This window comes from Mycobacterium sp. URHB0044, from assembly GCF_000620625.1.
Taxonomy (GTDB): Bacteria; Actinomycetota; Actinomycetes; order Mycobacteriales; family Mycobacteriaceae; genus Mycobacterium.
Map to the genome: position 1 here is coordinate 138363 of NZ_JIAW01000018.1, position 16573 is coordinate 154935.

Genomic DNA, 16573 nt, shown 5'->3' on the forward strand with positions numbered 1-16573 from the left:
GTCAGAGAAAACCGATGTCGCTTCGACCGGCGCCGACCGCGGGCTCCGGGTCGGTGCCCACGGTCTTCGTCAACAGTTCGTGGTAGACGTCGCGAAAGTCGACGCTGCCCTTGAGGTCACCGTCGTCGAGGTCGGTGAGGCTGGGTTCCTCGCCGTAGAAGCCACCCTTCACCGGTGCACCCGCAATGAACACCGGGCCTGCGGTGCCGTGATCGGTGCCGTGCGAGGCGTTGGCGGCCACGCGTCGGCCGAACTCCGAATACACCATGACGACGACGTTCTTGCCGTAGCGGTCGGTGCTCATGTCCCGAAGGAACGGCGTCAGGCCGCGATCGAGCACCTGCAGCAGGCTCTCCTGGGTGGGACGTTCGTCGGCGTGGGTGTCGAAACCGCCAAGCGCCACCATGTACACCCTGGTCGGAAGGCCCGCCTTGACGCACTTGCTGACGACGTCGAGCTTGTCGTTCAACGGGTTCGGCCCCGTGGTCGAGGCACCGGAAAAGGTGAGGCCGCCGGCCAGGGGGTCGATCGCCACGGTCGGGCTGCCCGTGCCCAGCACGGGGCTGATCTTGGCGCCGAAAGCGGTCGTCGACCGGTAGGCCGTGCATACCGCCGACATCGCCGGCGTGTCACCGGCGTCGTCGGCGCCCAGTGCGGTGAGGGCATCGCTCACCTCGTTGGACACCGGGCTCGAGTCGCCGGCGAGGGCGGACGCCGCCTGCTTCTCGCCGACGGCCATGAGGGGTAGCACCGCTCCAATGTTGATGGCACGCATCGGATCATCGCCGGTGGCGTCGAGCCACCGACCGATCCAGCCCGAACTCACCGGCTCGGCGGGCGACGCGGTCTGCCAGATGTCCATCGAGCGGAAGTGACTGCGGTCGGGCTTCGGATAGCTCACGCCACGGACGATGGCCAGCTTGTGTTCCGACCACAACTGCGACAGTCCCGTCATGCCCCGGTTGAGGCCCAGTTGCCCGTCGAGCGGCAGCACTTCGGACGGCTGGTAGGCCAGGTCTGGCCGAGCATCGTGATACGCGTTGTCCGCGTATGGAATGACGGTACTCAGCCCGTCGTTGCCGCCGTACAGGGTGAGGATCACCAGGATGCCCTCGCCGTCGCTCAAGGTGCGTTCCTCGGACGGGAACGGCAGATCGGACAATCCGCAGCCCGTTACGGCGGTGAGCAATCCCGCGGCACCGACGCCCGCCGTGGTGAACAGAAATCGCCGGCGATTCACTTCGATCATCTTCGAGACCCATTCATGCGGTGAGATATTCGGGCGTATTCACCGCGGCGGTGAACAGTTGCGGTGGGCTCTTCACGAATCGTCCAAGCGCGGTTGCCGATCGGTCCGACCACGCACCGACGCCGATCATGTAGCCGGCGGCGTCGACGCGGTCGCCCTGCGCGGCGTCCTCGATCATCGATATGTTGCCGCGTTTCGCGAGTTCGCTTGCGGCCCAGACCTGTCCCGCGGTACTCGCCGTCGAGAACCAGACCCGACCGTGCGGCCAGCCGGCCACGTCCGGTGGATAGAACGGCTTCTGTCCGAGGCCGGTCAGTGCCCCGTCGATGGCGTAGGCGATCTCGGGCGAGTCGGCAGGCACCGACAGCGTGCGCATGACGCCGACCAGCCACTCGGCGGGCATGGTGATCGAACTGCCCGAGCCGAAGGCCGGGTCGGTCAGGATCGCCTTGGTCAGCGCCTTGAGGTCGCGGCCCGGTCCGTAGGCCGCGACGAGGCGCGCGAGCGTCTCTTCGTCGGGTGATGCGTCGGACGCGAGCTGACGCCACAACCGACTCGCGACGTAGCGGGCCGAGTCGGGCTGCTTGAGCACGGCGTCGCAGAAGCCGGCGGCATCGAGGTTCCCGGTGACGCCGAGGACCGTCTTGACACCGCCGTCGTGCTTCGCGTCCCGCAACCGGGTGGCTCCGCGCAAGTCATTGGTCCAGCCGGTCAAGGCGCGGGCGCCTTCGCGAACGTCGCCTTCCGTGTAGCCGTTGCCATGCCCGAGCGCGAAGAGTTCCATGAACTCGCGCGACAGATTCTCGTTGGGCGACCCGGCGACGTTGTCGCTCCCGTCCAACCAGGACAGCATCGCCGCGTCGGTGAGCATCGCGTAGCCCAAGGTGCGGAAATCGCCCAGCTTCAGGCTGCGCAGTGTCCGATTCTGCGCGCTCATGTAGCACGCGTACCGAGTCTTTAGCGCCGAGGTGGCGAAGTGGTTGTGCCACAACAAAGTCAGCTTCTCGTGAATCGGCTCCTGCACCGCCACCATGCGTCGCAGCCACCACCGGGTCAGCTCGGCCATTTCGCCGTCGATGTGCTGATTCCAGGCGTCCTTGGCGGCGGCGTCCGCCTTCTCGCCCGGGTACCTCGGCACGTCCGGGTAGTTCGGCATCGGCGTTGCCCGTGCGCCCGGATCGCCTTCCGGGTCGGCGTCGAGCACCCGGTCGAGGTACGTGCCCACGTCTTGGCCTACCAGCGCGTCCACCGCGGGGCCCGACGTGCCGAAGCCCGTCCTGCGCAGCAGACGTGCGGTGGCGATCCACCCCGCTGACTGTGTCGACATCCCGCCCCCGACGGCTAAATGTTTGCCATCAGCGCACTACAGCGCGCAATGTGCGGGATAGCCATAATACTTGCAAATGCGCATTACATTGCCAACTTTCACTGCGGATACACGGGCGTCAATAACGCCAAACGTGGCTGGTAGACCGAGGATTCATGGCACGCACCAATGGGTGCTCACACCGATGAACAGTAAGTCATCAACGCTCAGCGCGCCCTTCGAAGAGTGACATTTCCCTTTGCGGAGGCGCGATATCGCGCCCCGTGTCGGTTGCCGGCACGTTTCGGCACCCCGCGCGCAGCAATTACAGTTGGTCAGCGGGGTGACACCCCTGATCAGCGCGTCTGCAGATTGCAGCGGATCCAGCGAAACATACGCGCCACCAAGTGCTTTCGCTGGAATGCCGGGAGGGAGGTCAAGATCGGCTCAAACGGAAGTCCCAATTGGGCGCGGTACGTCGGGCCCTCGACACCGACGTCCAACGGCCCGCCAGAGAGCGGGACGACCGAGGGCGATCGGGGCACCACTGCACGGCAAAGAGGTAGCCCGACGGCCATGCCGAGGCGTCAATGTGGCAATACAACGAGGCAGTTTGGAAGTGCATGTGACGACTTGAATTCAGTCGTTTAAGTACGTTGCGGGGCGTCGTATCTCATATCGCTCGATCGTTGCCGTATTTACGATGTTCGGCGTGATTTACGACGTAGTGCACGTCGGGTAACGTGCGCTAAAGCGTGTTGAACTGCCGCTTTACGACTTGGCGGGATCGGTGATCACTACCATCTAATCTGCTCTTCGGTCGTTTAATGACATTGCTGGTGTACGATATTTTGGCTTGCAAAGATTTGCGATAGTCCCCTGCCGACGGCAAATAATACCATTGATCGAATATTCTCTAGCCTCCCTAAGTAACTGAATGCTGCATTCGCCGCGCGATGCGTTGTAGTTGATGCAATGATCCGCAAGGTGTCTCAAGAGGTGATTTGCCGCACGGGGGAATTGGGCGCGATAGCCGACTTCTTGACTTCAGCCTGCGTTGAACCATCCGGCCTGACCATCAAGGGTGATGCGGGCATCGGCAAGACGACCCTTTGGTCGGCGGCGGTGGAGCAGGCGCGCGAGCGCGGGTTTCGCGTGCTGTCAGCACAAGCGGGACAGGCGGAGTCGGCAATGGGCTACGCGGCGGTAGCCGATCTCTTGAACGACGTCGAGTCATCTCACTTCGTCCAGTTGTCGACCTTGCAGCGGGTCGCCCTCGACAGGGTGCTGTTGCGGGGCAGTGCCGATGGTCCCGAGACCGACCAACGAACGGTGGCCGCCGCCTTCCTGGCCATCATCGAGATTCTCGCGGCGGAAGCACCAGTGCTGTTGGCCATCGACGACGTCCAGTGGCTCGACGCTTCCAGCAGAACCGTCGTTACATTTGCAGCCCGCCGGTTCAAGGGGCGCGTGGGCGTGCTAATCACCGAGCGCCTTGAACCAGGCTGTCCTACTGCAACCACCTGGCTGCGCGTAGGCGTTGAGAATGTCATCGGCCGGATTCGGTTGGGCCCATTGAACTTGCAGGGGCTGCATGCGCTCGTTGCGGGCCGATTGGGTACATCACCTCCGCGGCCGACGATGGAGCGCATCGCCGAACTCTCCGAGGGCAATCCGTTCTATGCGCTGGAGTTGGCGCGCTCGGTAGGCGATAGGTCTTCGACGGCCGACCAGGAGCTGCCCCGCACACTGGCAGACCTGGTTCGTTCTCGGGTCGGCGACATCGACGACGACGTCCGCGACGTGTTGCTCGCGGCTGCAAGTGTCACCGATCCGACCGTGGACCTGCTAGCCCACGCGAAGGGTCTCACCGCCACGGAGACGGCCGCACTACTCGAAACGGCCGAGAGCAGAGGCATTGTCGGCATCGAAGGAAATCACGTGCGGTTCGCGCACCCTCTCCTTGCCCGAGGCATCTACATCGATTCCCTTCCCTCGCGGCGCCGGAAGATGCATCGGGCACTGGCCGAAGTCGAAGCACTGCCCGAGGTCAAAGCCCGCCATCTCGCACTGGCGACGACCAGCCAGGACCCAGAAACCCTTGAAGCCCTGGATGCTGCCTCGGAAGCCGCGCGAGCGCGGGGTGCTTCTGCTGCGGCCGCCGAATTGGTGGACCTTGCGATCGGGCTCGGCGGTGACACACCACTTCGCCGGATCGAATCGTCCCGATACCACTTTCATGCCGGCAATCAGGGACATGCTCGTGCGCTTCTCGAGCCCCTCATCCGGTCGCTGCGGCCCGGTCCGCTGAGGGCTACCGCCATGGGCCTGCTCGCCGAAATGGGCATGTACCACAACAGCTTCGCGCAAGCCGCCGAGATGCTCGACGGGGCGCTGAAGGACGCCGAGAGTGACCCCGCACTGCTCGTCCAAACCTTGATCCTGTTGTCGTTTGCCCGCATCAACACCGCCGAGTACGACAAGTCGATGGAAAACGCGAGCCAAGCGGTGGCGCTGACCGACGAGCTGGACCTGCCCGCCCTATGCAGCCCGGCGTGCGCGATGTGGGTGATGGTCAACTTCCTGTGTGGGCACGGTGTCGACGAGCCGAGACTGAAGCGTGCGCTTGAACTAGAGGATCTCGATGCCGACGTCCCAGACCCCTTCAACGCCAGCACCGTAAGCGCCCTTACGCTCGCCTGGACGGGGCGACTCAATGAAGCCCGCGACGAAGTGTCCGTTGTGCGGGACCGCTGCATCGAACGCGGCCAGGACGGCCATGTAATGTTCGTCGATCTCCACAGCGCATTGATTGACGTTTGGCGAGGGGACTTCAACGAAGCTGCCCAAACCGCCAAGGACGCGATGGAGCGGGCCGAACAACTCGGCAGTGATCACGCGTTCGTCATCGCCGATTCGATCGGCGCGATCGTCGGTGCATACGCGGGCCGCGAAGAGGACGTGCGCACACACGCTCGCACTGCGATCGAAAAGGCTAGCCACTGTGGCTCACCGCGGCTGGCAGACCAAGCGATCATGAGCTTGGCGTTTCTCGAGCTGTCACTGGGTAACCATGCCGACGCCCTGGCGACTCTGCAGCCACTGTTGGCACGCTTCAGCGCACTGCCTGGCACGGAGATCGTCACCGCAGGGTTCCTGCCGGATGCGATCGAGGCCATGATCGCGCTCGGTCGCCTCGAGGATGCTGAATCGATGATCGAGGCGTTGGAGCGACACGGCAGACGGCTTGACCGAGCGTGGATGGTCGCCGTCGGTGCCCGGTGCAGAAGCATGATGTTGGCCGTCGAGGGCGACGTGGCGACGGCAACTCGCATGGCGCAGCGAGCGATGGTCGCCCATCAGTCACTGCCCATGCCGTTCGAACGCGCTCGCACTCAGCTACTACTCGGTCAGCTCCAGCGCCGTCAGCGCCAAAGAGAGGCCGCCACAGCCACGTTGACTGAAGCGCTGGCCGCGTTCGAAGAGATGAACACCCCGTTGTGGATCGACCGGGCCCGCAACGAGCTGGCACGCACACCAGTGAGCGCCGCCCGCACCACATTGCTTACTCCTTCGGAGGAACGCGTTGCCGAATTGGCGGCTTCCGGCCTGACCAACCGCGACATCGGTGCGGCGGTGTTCATCAGCCCCAAGACTGTTGAAGCGAAGTTGGCTCGCATCTACCGCAAGCTCGACATCCACACCCGAGCCGAACTCGGCCGAGTGATCGGCCAGCAGAAGCGGCGAAATCACACCGTCGTCTCCGGTGGGATCGACGCGTGACACGTGTCATCGATCGCGGCTCGCCCTGCTCCCCTCCATAGGGGTGCGAGGGTGCAAACCATAGGGAATCACCCGATTACGGCAACGCCGCACGTCGATAGGCTTTCTCCATAGAAACTGCCGGAGAACCGACAGGTGAGGCCAGCAGCCTGCGAGCGCAGCGGGCAGTTCTGGTGATGACGGGCTGGGGGAAACCATGACCGCTTTTCGCAAGAGAATTCAGACCGGTACAGCCGCGTGCGCGATCGCAGCTGCTGCCGTTCTGACACCGTCGGTGGTCGCCAACGCGGAGCCCGCCGCGCCAATCCCGATGGCTGGCCTCGGCTCGTCCGTCTGTGTTGACCCGACCGATCCGGCTGTCTGCACCACTGCCGTCTCACCATTCGCGAGTAGCGCGGCAAGCCTGGTTCTGGGCCCGCCCCCCAACATCTTGCAGAACGGCTTGTGGTGGTTTGGAACGCCCAACCCGACACCGCCCACGCAGACCACCGTGTTCACGTTCTATCCGCTCGCCCTGGTTCCGGGTTTCCTGCAGCCGTTCTTCGGTTGGTTCAAGGCCATCAACTTCGAACTTTGCATAGGTGGCCTGACTTTGCAGATCGGCCCGTACGGCACCGTGTCGGGTTCGTATAGCCGAGGCTGCGCGTAGTTTCGCCCAACGCGACTCGACAGCTAGTGCGCCGTCCTGAGCCACCCTTGCCGTGGCTGCACCTTCACAACGCAGGCTTGAGCCGAGGACGGGAAACCTTCTGAGTGCGTAACTTCTCGCGAAACCCGTTCAGACGAGAGCCGGACGGTGAAGTCGGCCGTTCTCCACTGGAGGATGACGGCGAACGCGAGCTGAGGTCGCAACCGACCAGGTGGTCACGCCGTCACGTCATATCGACTGGGTTAGTACTCCTGGCCGCAGCCGTCGCGTTTGTGTGCTGGCTTGGTTATGAAGCCGTTCAAGCGAAGTCGAGCCTCGAGCAGGCGCGCCACAGCGCATCGCAGGCGAAGGATGCACTGTCTCAGGGGGCTGCCGAGGACGCTGCGAAATGGGTGAATCAAGCACATTCACATGCCCAAGCGGCTCGCGACGCCGCTCACTCCGTCCCATGGAACATCGCCACGTTCGTGCCCTGGCTCGGAAGTCCGTTCGAGACGGGTCAACAGATATCCGACGTCGTACTCGGACTGGTAGACGACGTCCTGCGGCCGTCCGAACAAGTCGGAGCAGCGATTTCGCCAGACCGGCTGCTCGAAGGCGATCGCTTGAACGTCCAACTTCTCCGCGACGCTGCTCCCAAGCTGAGCGAGATATCCGCCGCCACCACTCGCCTCGACGCCGACGCCCAAGCGATCTCGGATCCCGAATATCTCTCAGCCATTCGCGACGCTCGCACCCAACTTCAGGGACAAATCGCCGACATATCGAAGTTGATTCAGAATACGGCGCTCGCCGCTCAGCTCGCGCCGTCAATGATGGGCGCCGATGGCCCCCGGACATATTTCATGGGATTCCAGACCAATGCCGAAGCCCGCGGCACCGGAGGTCTGCTCGGGGCGTTTGGGATTCTCCTATTCGACAATGGCGAATCGACAGTCGAAACTCTCGAGGCCAACGACGAGATCAACGGTCCATTCGCACCGATCGATCTCGGCACGGAATATGCCACACAATACGGCTACACCAATCCCACAACTGATTCTCGAAATAGCAATCAGAGCTCCCACTTTCCCTACGCAGCCCAAATTTGGAAGTCGATGTGGGCGCAAGAATCGGGAATGAGCGTGGATGGAGTCATAGCCATCGATCCGATAGCCTTGAGTTACATCCTCAGTGCGGTCGGACCCATAACAATGGCAGACGGTGAAGTCGTCACAAAGGACAATGTGGTCGAACTGACCGAATCGACAGCCTATAGTCGTTTTCCCACAGACCAACCTGCGCGCCAGAAATACCTCCAAGACATTGCCAACGCGGTCGTCAAGCGGATGACCGGGCGAATCGAATCACCGCGTGAATTGCTCGACGCTCTGGGCAAGGCGGTAAGTGAACGTCGAATTGCGGTATGGAGTGCGTCACCTGCCGAACAGGCGCTTCTTGAGGAGACCCCGCTTGCACATATCGTTCCTGACGACCCGGCGCCTTACGCCGAAGTCGTCATCAACAACCTCGGCGGCGACAAGCTCGACTACTATCTAAGAAGACAAATCGAATACGCAGCTGACGGCTGTGATGGCAACACGAGAACATCGACCATTACGGTTGGATTGACCAACGCGGTGGCCAACGAGCCTCTGCCAGATTACGTGGCAAATTCGGCAGGCCTCCCCCCGAAGATGCCGATTTCGGTGCCGCGCGGCACGATGTTCACATCAGTCCGCGTTCTGGCGACGAAGGACGCAAAATTGGTGAGCGTGATATCCAACGGCCAGCGAGTGCCCGCATTCACCCACATGGAACGTGGCCACCCCAGCTTCGAAGTACAGGTCGCCATACCACCGGGCCAATCCGGCGAACTTAGCTTCCATCTTTCCGAACCGACGTCGCCTGGCGCAGCGCGTGTACCGATTCAGCCGTTACTCGACACCATTACCCCTGTGATATCGGTGCCTGAGTGTTCCGAATGAGCTGTTTGTGCATCGCATCGCGCGGTCACACGTGCCATCCGAAAGATTTTTTGCTGGGACTTCCGATTTGGCAGCTACTCCAAAAATATCGACGGTATAATTCGCCAGATCGCAGCGCCGCCAAGCGGGGTGCGCGAGGGGGGAAATCAGCGATTAGGGGCCAACTGTGACCATTCGGGACTACGTGAAAGTGCTGCGAACGCGGTGGATCACCATCTGCGTTACCATCGCCGTCACCGTATTGGGCGCCATTTCGGTCAGTTTGCTGACCACTCCCCTGTACGAGGCGTCAACGCGGCTGTTCGTATCGACCATGTCCGGGGCATCTGGCACTGAGCTGTATCAGGGCAATCGTTTCTCCCAAGAACGCGTCATCTCGTATACCGAGCTACTCATGGGCAAGACCCTCGCTCAGCGCACGATCGACAAGCTCGGACTCGACATGAGCGCAAAGACGCTGCAGGAACACGTCAAGGCCAGCGCAAAACCCGATACCGTCCTGATAGACGTAGCGGTGCGTGACGGGTCCCCTGTGCGAGCACGTGACATCGCCAACGTTTTGGCCGACGAATTCGTCGCCATGGTACGCAAATTGGAGACCCCGGAGAGTGGGAGCAGCCCTGATGCTCGCGTGGTCGTCGAGGAGCGCGCGTCGATTCCCGACCATCCCGTCGTCCCGAAGACGGCTCGCAACATCTCCATCGGACTCGCACTTGGCTTGGCGCTGGGTGTCTGTCTGGCGGTTGTCCGCGATTTGATGGACAACACCGTCAAGGACCGCGAGACGATTGAGGAGATCACTGGCGTCGGCCTTGTCGGCAGTATTCCGCTCGACAAGGATCGCCGAAAGGAACCGGCAATATCGTTCGTGAGCGACGACTCGGCAATTGCCGAGTCCTTCCGGAAGCTTCGAACTAATTTGCAGTTCCTCGCGGTCGACGACCCACCACGCGTGATCGTCGTAGCGAGTTCGATGCAGAGCGAGGGAAAGTCCACCACGGCAATAAACATTGCCCTCGCGTTGGCCGAGGCCGAGCATGACGTGGTACTGGTCGACGGCGATCTGCGGCGCCCTTCGTTGGACAAGTACCTCCACTTGGTTGGCACGGTCGGATTCAGCACCGTGCTTGCTGATCGCGCATCCCTCGATGAGGCGTTGCAAGAGACGCGGTTTCCACGGCTCCGCGTGCTCACCTCCGGTGCTGTCCCGCCGAACCCGAGCGAGCTCCTCGGGTCCTTGGCGGCAAAGAAGGTACTGAACGAGTTGCGGGGCCGCTTCGACTTCGTGGTGATCGATTCGTCTCCGCTACTGGCGGTTACGGATGCCGCTATCCTCGCAGCCGGCGCCGACGGCGTGCTGATCATCGCGCGATCCGGACAGACAAAGCGTGAGCAACTGACACACGCCGTTGGCAACATCGAAGACGTCGGCGCCCGACTGCTCGGAGCGGTGTTCACAATGACGCCGATGCGCGGAGACTCTTCGTACAACTACAGCTACAGTTACTACGGCAACGGCAACGGCCGAACGTCGCCAATAGCTGTTGAAACCGTCACCAGCAGTGAGCTTTCGAAGACTCCACTGCAAGACGCGCCGGCCGATCGCCGCCACACCGCATAGTGACTGCTCCCGTGTACGGCACCATGCATTCCGTGTTCCGTAGGTTGCCGCCTTCGTGGCGGACGAATATCAAAGGTGTACTGGGAAGTCAGGGACATGCTCAGAGCAGTTTCGATTGGCTCACCGCTCGAAAGGATGCGACCGGAAAGAAGCGGCTGGATCGTGCGCTCGAAGGGCTGACCGCGACGCTGGGTCCGGAGACTGCGCGACAGATCGAAGGCAAGGTCTGCGTCGACTTTGGTGCGGGGTATGTGCCAACGGACGGGGTTGGCCTGTGGTTGCTTGGCGCGACTGAAGTTCACGGTGTCGACTACAACGACATCGCCAAGCCGCGTGAGATTGCCAGGGCAATCAGGAGTGCGGACCTTGGCCGCATCGCGACTCTGATGGAGAAACTGCGGATTGACGACCGGTGGTCGGCCCGACTCGATCAGATGACGCACTGGGCAAGTAAAGGCGGGCAAGGATTTCCACCCGGTTATTCATACGTCGCGCCGGTCGACGTCATCGCGTCCCCACTACAACTTCCGAAGTTCGATGTCCTGGTGTCTACGAGTGTGCTCGAACACATTCCCCCTTCGCTCATGATCGCTTTGCTCGGCGCGCTCAGGTCTCGGGAGAACGATGATGCAACGCAGATTCACCGTGTGGACTTGCGTGATCATCGTGACTTTGACAACGACCCCTACGGTTTCCTCGATCCGACAAGGCAGTTCGACGCCGAGGTGGACGCCGACTCTCGGGGAAACGGCATGACGCTCTCAGACTGGGACGCGTTACTCGCCGACCACTCCGAATGGGGCCTGGCAGTAGGTAGCTACGAATCCGGACGCCCACACCTCATGCCTTCTACGACAACGCTTCCGGCGGGTCACGTCGTCGCCGATTGTCTAATCCTTCGAAGCGTCACAGCGGCGTCGGCGAGATCCAACGTGTAGGCGTGTAGGACCTGTCACGATGAACTGCTGACTCTCTGAATGTAGAACGAGCCGGGCTCCCGGTCCTCCGTCAGAAACGGACATTTTGCCTTCAACTCCTCGTAATGATTATGTCGCAGAAAGTTGAGAGCGCCAATTATCTCCCAGTCGCCATTCAGCGTCAGAAATGCCTCGAGCAGATACTGCTCATTCCAAAATCTCACCTTGTCGACAATCCATTCTGCAGGATAGTCTTTCGGTGAAAAGATGTCATGAACGTGAACAATGACTCCCACGTTCAACGTAGGGAGGATCTCCAAGTACTCGAACAGGACGTCACCGCGCGGCCGAATGATATGCGACGAGTCGATGAATAGTATGTCATTCTCTCGTAGACTCGCGAACAATCGCATGTCGGAGTTCTCGACCTTTTCGCGAAAAACGGTAATTCCGAGCTCTTCGAGCCAACCATGTTCGTAAGGCTCGATGAGAATGTGCTCACATGCGTACTGCGGGTCTTCGCGCTCATTTGCTTCCAACGCGAGTCGTGCCATCCTCGTGGAGAAGCCGCTGCCGATTTCTATGATTCGCTTGGGGCGCTTGTGACGGATCAGGTTGTACCAATATTCGGCATCTCCGGATCCAAACGCCCCGTTGTCCAGATAAAATTCGTGGTCACCACGCTGAAGTCTGGGCACGATGTCCAACTCGCTATTGTATGAGAAACACTCAAGTAGTTTGAGTTGCCCTTCGATGTTCCAGCCGATTCCGGGCAGATCTCGTTCCATGGACAACTGCTCGCGGATCGGTTCATTGCGGAACGCCGGTTCGTAGTAATGATCTCGCAGCGGAAAGCAGCCGGCGCGCAGGAGCATTGCCTTAGACGCTGGCAGACGGTCGACTCCAATCCTCCTGACGAGCCGGAGGAGCAGTGCACAGCAATATACGAACGGTGAAAGAGCTACGTCGATTGCCGGCATCAGTCTTTCCATAGCCCGTTTCATCGGAGCGCGCAAGTGGACCACCGTTTCCTCGCTTGGTATGAAGCCGCCTCCTATTAGGTGCCGCCTGGCTCAACTATCTCAAACCGAGCAACCCGACCGTGCGCATTTCGCGAGAACTGACCAACACCTACGACTCGTAAGCGATGTCTTTCGGAGGACGCCTTATGAAGCTTGCGGCGAGTGACAGTCGGCATCGCGCGGGAACTCCCGCCGAGCGCGCGCGGGGAGTATGAGATCACCGACATCAACCGAACATACCTGCGGCAAGGTCGATTACAGGTACTGGTGTTGCCGCGGGACGGCATGGCTGGACACGGGTACGTGCGACCACATGACGGACTTCGCTGACTACGTGCGCACGATGGAGCGTCGTACAGAGTCCACAGGCTGGATGCCTGGCGATGCCGACCAAATGCTTGAACATTACGTGCGGCGAGAAGGCACAACCACGGGTCGCCGGGACCGCACTTTCGAATGATGAGAATCTCTCAGAGGATTCAGACTTCTGTCACCGGTAAACACCTCGGTACGGACATCCTGACAATAGAAAGGAGCCGTCTTCCGACTGGCTTCGGCAACCACTGAACGCGAAGTACCAAGAGTGATAATCTATTTCCGCTCGCTAGACGCCAATGCATGTCGATCGGCCGGTGAGGACAATGGAGATGAACGCGAAGGACCTGGCGTGGAAACTGGTGCCGTTACCGGTCATGACGCGCGTCGCCTATTGGCGGAAGTACTGGCTCTTTGGCGAATGGGAGTTGCGCGAGTTACCCAGCATTTTGTCCAGGCGAGGGCTCGCCATCGACGTGGGTGCCAATCGCGGGTATTACTCGTACGCGCTGCAAAGGCTCGGCCAAAGAGTGATCTCCTTCGAACCCGATCCTGCCTATCAGAAGCGATTACGGACTCTGCTTGGAAGCGAGGCCCGCATCGAGACAGTCGCGCTGTCGAGCAACCCGGGCAACGGCGTGATGCGGGTACCTCAGGTAGGCGGCGAGTATGGAGGCTCCCTTGGGAGCCTGAGCGATCTGGCGGTTCCGGACGAAATCGTTTCGACGCGCTATGCGGTGGAACTGCGCACGCTCGATAGCTACGGATTCGACGACGTGTCGTTCATCAAGATCGACGTCGAAGGACACGAGGAAGCCGTTCTTGCAGGCGCTGGCGACACCTTGACCCGAACGAAGCCCGCCTTGCTAGTCGAGATAGAGGAACGCCATAATCCCGGCGGGCTCGCTCGCATATCAGAGAGCCTCTCATCACTGGGATACTCCGGCTTCTTCTTCTATGAACGCAAGCGATACGACCTCTCGGAGTTCGTGCCCGAAATTCATCAAGTCACGGACGAAGTCACCGTTGGCGAAGCGAATCGCCGGGCTCTCAGATACGTAAACAACTTCGTTTTCAAAGCGAGGTGACGATTACGACACCCCAACGACGCACCGGAGATCTTTCCTCATCCGGCCAAGCGTTACCACGCCCCATCTGCTTATTTGGGCGTGGCCCGCATGCGACTGAGCTAGCTTGGTATTCGCCGAATCTTGCTGCTGCACGGTCCGCGCCTTGGAGGGAAATGCCGATCGACGGTCGTTCTGCCGTGGCATTGGCCGACGCAAACCGGGCCGTCACCAGACATGCCTCTCGGCGTGGTGATGTGCATTCGTATGTAGCGGTGCCAGGAGGGTCCAAGAAGTCGAATGAGTAGAGTCCGCGTCGTCATTCCATCGTTGGTGGGAGACGTGTCCCAACTTGCCGCCATGTGCGACACCGCAACTCGGGCCGGTGCATCGCCGGTTGTCATCGCCAACAGCGCGACTCTCCACCACAAGCTCAGCGAAACGGCCATCCCCAACATCACGTCACGGCGCAACGACGGCTTCGCTGCGAGCATACTCCTTGGCGCTGAAGGCGATTGGGACTGGCTGGTGATTCTCAACGATGATCTCGCATTCGATTCCGGTGACCTGGCATCGTGCCTCTCTGCGGAGCGACTCGACGCGTTCGATCCTGCGACCATCGTGCACTTCGACGATGGGTCAGCACGCCATATCCCGACGCGGCTCAGCGTCTTGTTGAGCGTCTCGCTGCTCTCCAACATCGTCCGAAGGGTGTTCCCGGGCCGGCATGCGGCTCGGCTAGAGGGAAAGGAAACCTTCAGGGCGTTCGCAGCGGTCGCGATAGGTCGAGATGCATGGGACCGGGTAGGTGGTCTCGACATGAGATATCCATTCAGCTACGAGGACGCCGACTTCGTCCGCAGAGCACGGGCGCTTGGCATCGAGGTTGGCGACATGCCCACGGGCGTGGTTCACCTCCACTCACAGACGAGTGGGCGATTCGTAACCGCTGTGCTCCCAGTGGCTACATGGTCGGCGCTCGAGTATCTGACCAAATGGTTCGGCAATCGCACACTCCACCGTGGTCTGCTCGTACTTGCGCTCGGTGTGCGTGCTCCCATCGCCGCGGTTACCTTGCCGCGGCCGCGCCGACAGATTCGTGCTGTGGTGAACGCGGCGAAAGCGCTACTAGTCGACGAGCGGCCTTCATTGCCCGCGTGGGACACCGTGTAGTGCGAACTGGCTGTAGTCGCGCCAGTCGCGCACGGGAACTGACCGCCTCATGAAAAGCGTCGGACACCGGAGCTTCGCACGTGATGGGCAGGCGTGCATCAGGAAAGGCGCTCCGACTGGACCGACGGGCGCTGCTCCTGTGGAAAGCAAAGGACATTGAGACGCGCCTCGGTCATGCGGTCGGCGTCATGCCGCCGACGGCCTCAGATGATTGTTCAGCACCCGCTTTGGTCCCTCGTCAGCCACCTCTCTGGCGGCGCTGTCGGACCTCTCTTGAGTTTCGTCGCCTTGTTCGCGCTTCCATTGTTGGGCGCAGTCGTGCTCGACGATCGAAACTTTGCGTTCTGGGCATTGCTCTCGACGATCGCCACAGTCGCACTCTCACTTGACTTCGGCGGTGTCGCGCTCGTAACCGCGCGATTCTTCGCGGAGCCGAAGGCCAAGCTCATCATGAAGTCCTCGGCTCTTTCGGCCTCCGGCGCATTTACCATCGGCGCTTTCGCCTGCATCGTTTGGATCCCCTACCGTCACACCGAATTCGGTCAATCGATCCCGGTGGCAGAGGCGATTGCGGCCATTGTCGCCATGTCATCGGCATCCGCCATTCGCAGTGTGTTGATGGTGGTGGCGCAAGCCGCATTGATTGCGGACAAGCTCGCCTTGAGAAACGTTGCCACCGGGGGCCACGCGTTCGCCGCCTCCGCCGGTACATCGGCGCTCTTGTTCACTACCCATTCGTTCTGGGCTCTCCCGCTCGGGTGGCTGGGGTCGGGAGTCCTGGTGACAGGCCTAGTCCTCCCGTGGGGGTGGCGAGCACGCACCTCAGAGACATCCAAAGCTACAGTCACACAAGTCTTCAAGTGGCGACAGTATGCAGGTTTGCGCACACTGAGCACGATCACCTCCTCGATTCTGCTCAACTCCGATCGCTGGATCGTCGGGGCGCTTGGAGGCCCAGTGCTTCTCGCGGCATACGAGGTCGCGTGGCGCTTCGCTGCGCTCCCGCGGTTCCTAATGGCGACTCTCATGCTTCGTGTCGCTGCCGATGCGGCCAGCCTGGGCCGTTCAGATGAACAGCGCCTACGCGCATTGCTCCGCGGGGCAACCCTTATCGCTGTCGCTGCGGGCGGGTTGTCGTGCGCACCGGTCGCATTGGCGTATTGGGCCTTCGTTAGCTTCACTGGCGCCGCGGAGCACTGGCCCATGTTCCTCGCGATGCTCTTGGCGTTCACCCTATCCGGTATCACCGCTCCGCTCTCGATGTCGGGAGCAGCCGTTGGCAACGCTTGGATCGATTTTCCGTATGCACTGTGCGGCTTGGTTATCAGCGGCTTGGCCGCTGTTGTCGCCGCGCTTTCCAACCGGCCCGAGATATTCATCATCGGCTATCTCACAGGCACAGTGATTTCCGTCTGTTGCTACTTCCTCTATGCCCCCGCGTTGGTTCGCAGAGGGCTTGAGACCCGTGAGACGACCACGCCGACAGCGACATGATGCAAATTCT

The 16573-nt window shown here is 61.2% G+C and carries 11 protein-coding genes and 1 pseudogene; 9 read left to right on the top strand and 3 right to left on the bottom strand.

What is annotated here, in order from left to right:
• Position 1: 1 nt before the first annotated feature.
• A complete protein-coding gene (locus tag N536_RS0127775; protein WP_029116596.1) occupies positions 2-1249 on the bottom strand; it encodes a DUF1501 domain-containing protein in 1248 nt (415 codons plus the stop codon).
• A 13-nt stretch (positions 1250-1262) separates the two neighbouring features.
• Positions 1263-2576 (bottom strand): DUF1800 family protein, encoded by a 1314-nt coding sequence (locus N536_RS0127780; protein ID WP_029116597.1) that lies wholly within the window; start codon positions 2574-2576, stop codon positions 1263-1265.
• A 954-nt stretch (positions 2577-3530) separates the two neighbouring features.
• On the opposite strand from N536_RS0127780, the gene N536_RS39690 reads away from it, so the two are divergent.
• The 5 genes from N536_RS39690 (at position 3531) to N536_RS0127805 (ending at position 11513) form a co-directional block, all read left to right on the top strand.
• Entirely contained in the window at positions 3531-6338 is a 2808-nt protein-coding gene (locus tag N536_RS39690; RefSeq protein WP_051574816.1) for an AAA family ATPase, read from the top strand.
• A 196-nt stretch (positions 6339-6534) separates the two neighbouring features.
• Positions 6535-6987 carry a hypothetical protein gene (locus tag N536_RS0127790; protein WP_029116598.1) on the top strand — a complete coding sequence of 151 codons (453 nt, stop codon included), beginning with the start codon at positions 6535-6537 and terminating at the stop codon, positions 6985-6987.
• A gap of 104 nt (positions 6988-7091) precedes the next feature.
• On the top strand, positions 7092-8954 hold the full coding sequence (locus N536_RS0127795; RefSeq protein ID WP_369798478.1) for a DUF4012 domain-containing protein: 1863 nt from the start codon (positions 7092-7094) through the stop codon (positions 8952-8954).
• A gap of 166 nt (positions 8955-9120) precedes the next feature.
• Positions 9121-10575 (top strand): polysaccharide biosynthesis tyrosine autokinase, encoded by a 1455-nt coding sequence (locus N536_RS39695; protein ID WP_081809416.1) that lies wholly within the window; start codon positions 9121-9123, stop codon positions 10573-10575.
• 11 nt (positions 10576-10586) lie between these two features.
• Positions 10587-11513, top strand: a complete 927-nt coding sequence (locus N536_RS0127805; protein ID WP_155948754.1) for a hypothetical protein — start codon at positions 10587-10589, stop codon at positions 11511-11513.
• Positions 11514-11527: 14 nt separating this feature from the next.
• On the opposite strand, the gene N536_RS0127810 is transcribed toward N536_RS0127805, so the two are convergent.
• Positions 11528-12367 carry a class I SAM-dependent methyltransferase gene (locus N536_RS0127810; protein WP_197040252.1) on the bottom strand — a complete coding sequence of 280 codons (840 nt, stop codon included), beginning with the start codon at positions 12365-12367 and terminating at the stop codon, positions 11528-11530.
• Positions 12368-12682: 315 nt separating this feature from the next.
• Here N536_RS0127810 and N536_RS43635 point away from each other — a divergent pair.
• The 4 genes and pseudogenes from N536_RS43635 to N536_RS0127825 all read left to right on the top strand — a co-directional run.
• Positions 12683-12974 (top strand): annotated as a pseudogene (locus N536_RS43635) (sugar phosphate nucleotidyltransferase); the annotation flags it as partial.
• A gap of 187 nt (positions 12975-13161) precedes the next feature.
• A complete protein-coding gene (locus N536_RS39700) occupies positions 13162-13917 on the top strand; it encodes an FkbM family methyltransferase (protein ID WP_197040253.1) in 756 nt (251 codons plus the stop codon).
• A gap of 279 nt (positions 13918-14196) precedes the next feature.
• Positions 14197-15069 (top strand): glycosyltransferase family 2 protein, encoded by an 873-nt coding sequence (locus tag N536_RS0127820; RefSeq protein ID WP_155948755.1) that lies wholly within the window; start codon positions 14197-14199, stop codon positions 15067-15069.
• A gap of 273 nt (positions 15070-15342) precedes the next feature.
• On the top strand, positions 15343-16563 hold the full coding sequence (locus N536_RS0127825) for an oligosaccharide flippase family protein (protein ID WP_155948756.1): 1221 nt from the start codon (positions 15343-15345) through the stop codon (positions 16561-16563).
• Positions 16564-16573: the final 10 nt, after the last annotated feature.

Bases quoted from the DNA above. Each gene is read 5' to 3' on its own strand.
- N536_RS0127780 (WP_029116597.1), bottom strand. From the start codon at position 2,576: ATGTCGACACAGTCAGCGGGGTGGATCGCCACCGCACGTCTGCTGCGC.
- N536_RS0127790 (WP_029116598.1), top strand. From the start codon at position 6,535: ATGACCGCTTTTCGCAAGAGAATTCAGACCGGTACAGCCGCGTGCGCG.
- N536_RS0127810 (WP_197040252.1), bottom strand. From the start codon at position 12,367: ATGCTCCTGCGCGCCGGCTGCTTTCCGCTGCGAGATCATTACTACGAA.
- N536_RS39690 (WP_051574816.1), top strand. From the start codon at position 3,531: ATGATCCGCAAGGTGTCTCAAGAGGTGATTTGCCGCACGGGGGAATTG.
- N536_RS39700 (WP_197040253.1), top strand. From the start codon at position 13,162: ATGAACGCGAAGGACCTGGCGTGGAAACTGGTGCCGTTACCGGTCATG.
- N536_RS0127820 (WP_155948755.1), top strand. From the start codon at position 14,197: ATGAGTAGAGTCCGCGTCGTCATTCCATCGTTGGTGGGAGACGTGTCC.
- N536_RS0127775 (WP_029116596.1), bottom strand. From the start codon at position 1,249: ATGATCGAAGTGAATCGCCGGCGATTTCTGTTCACCACGGCGGGCGTC.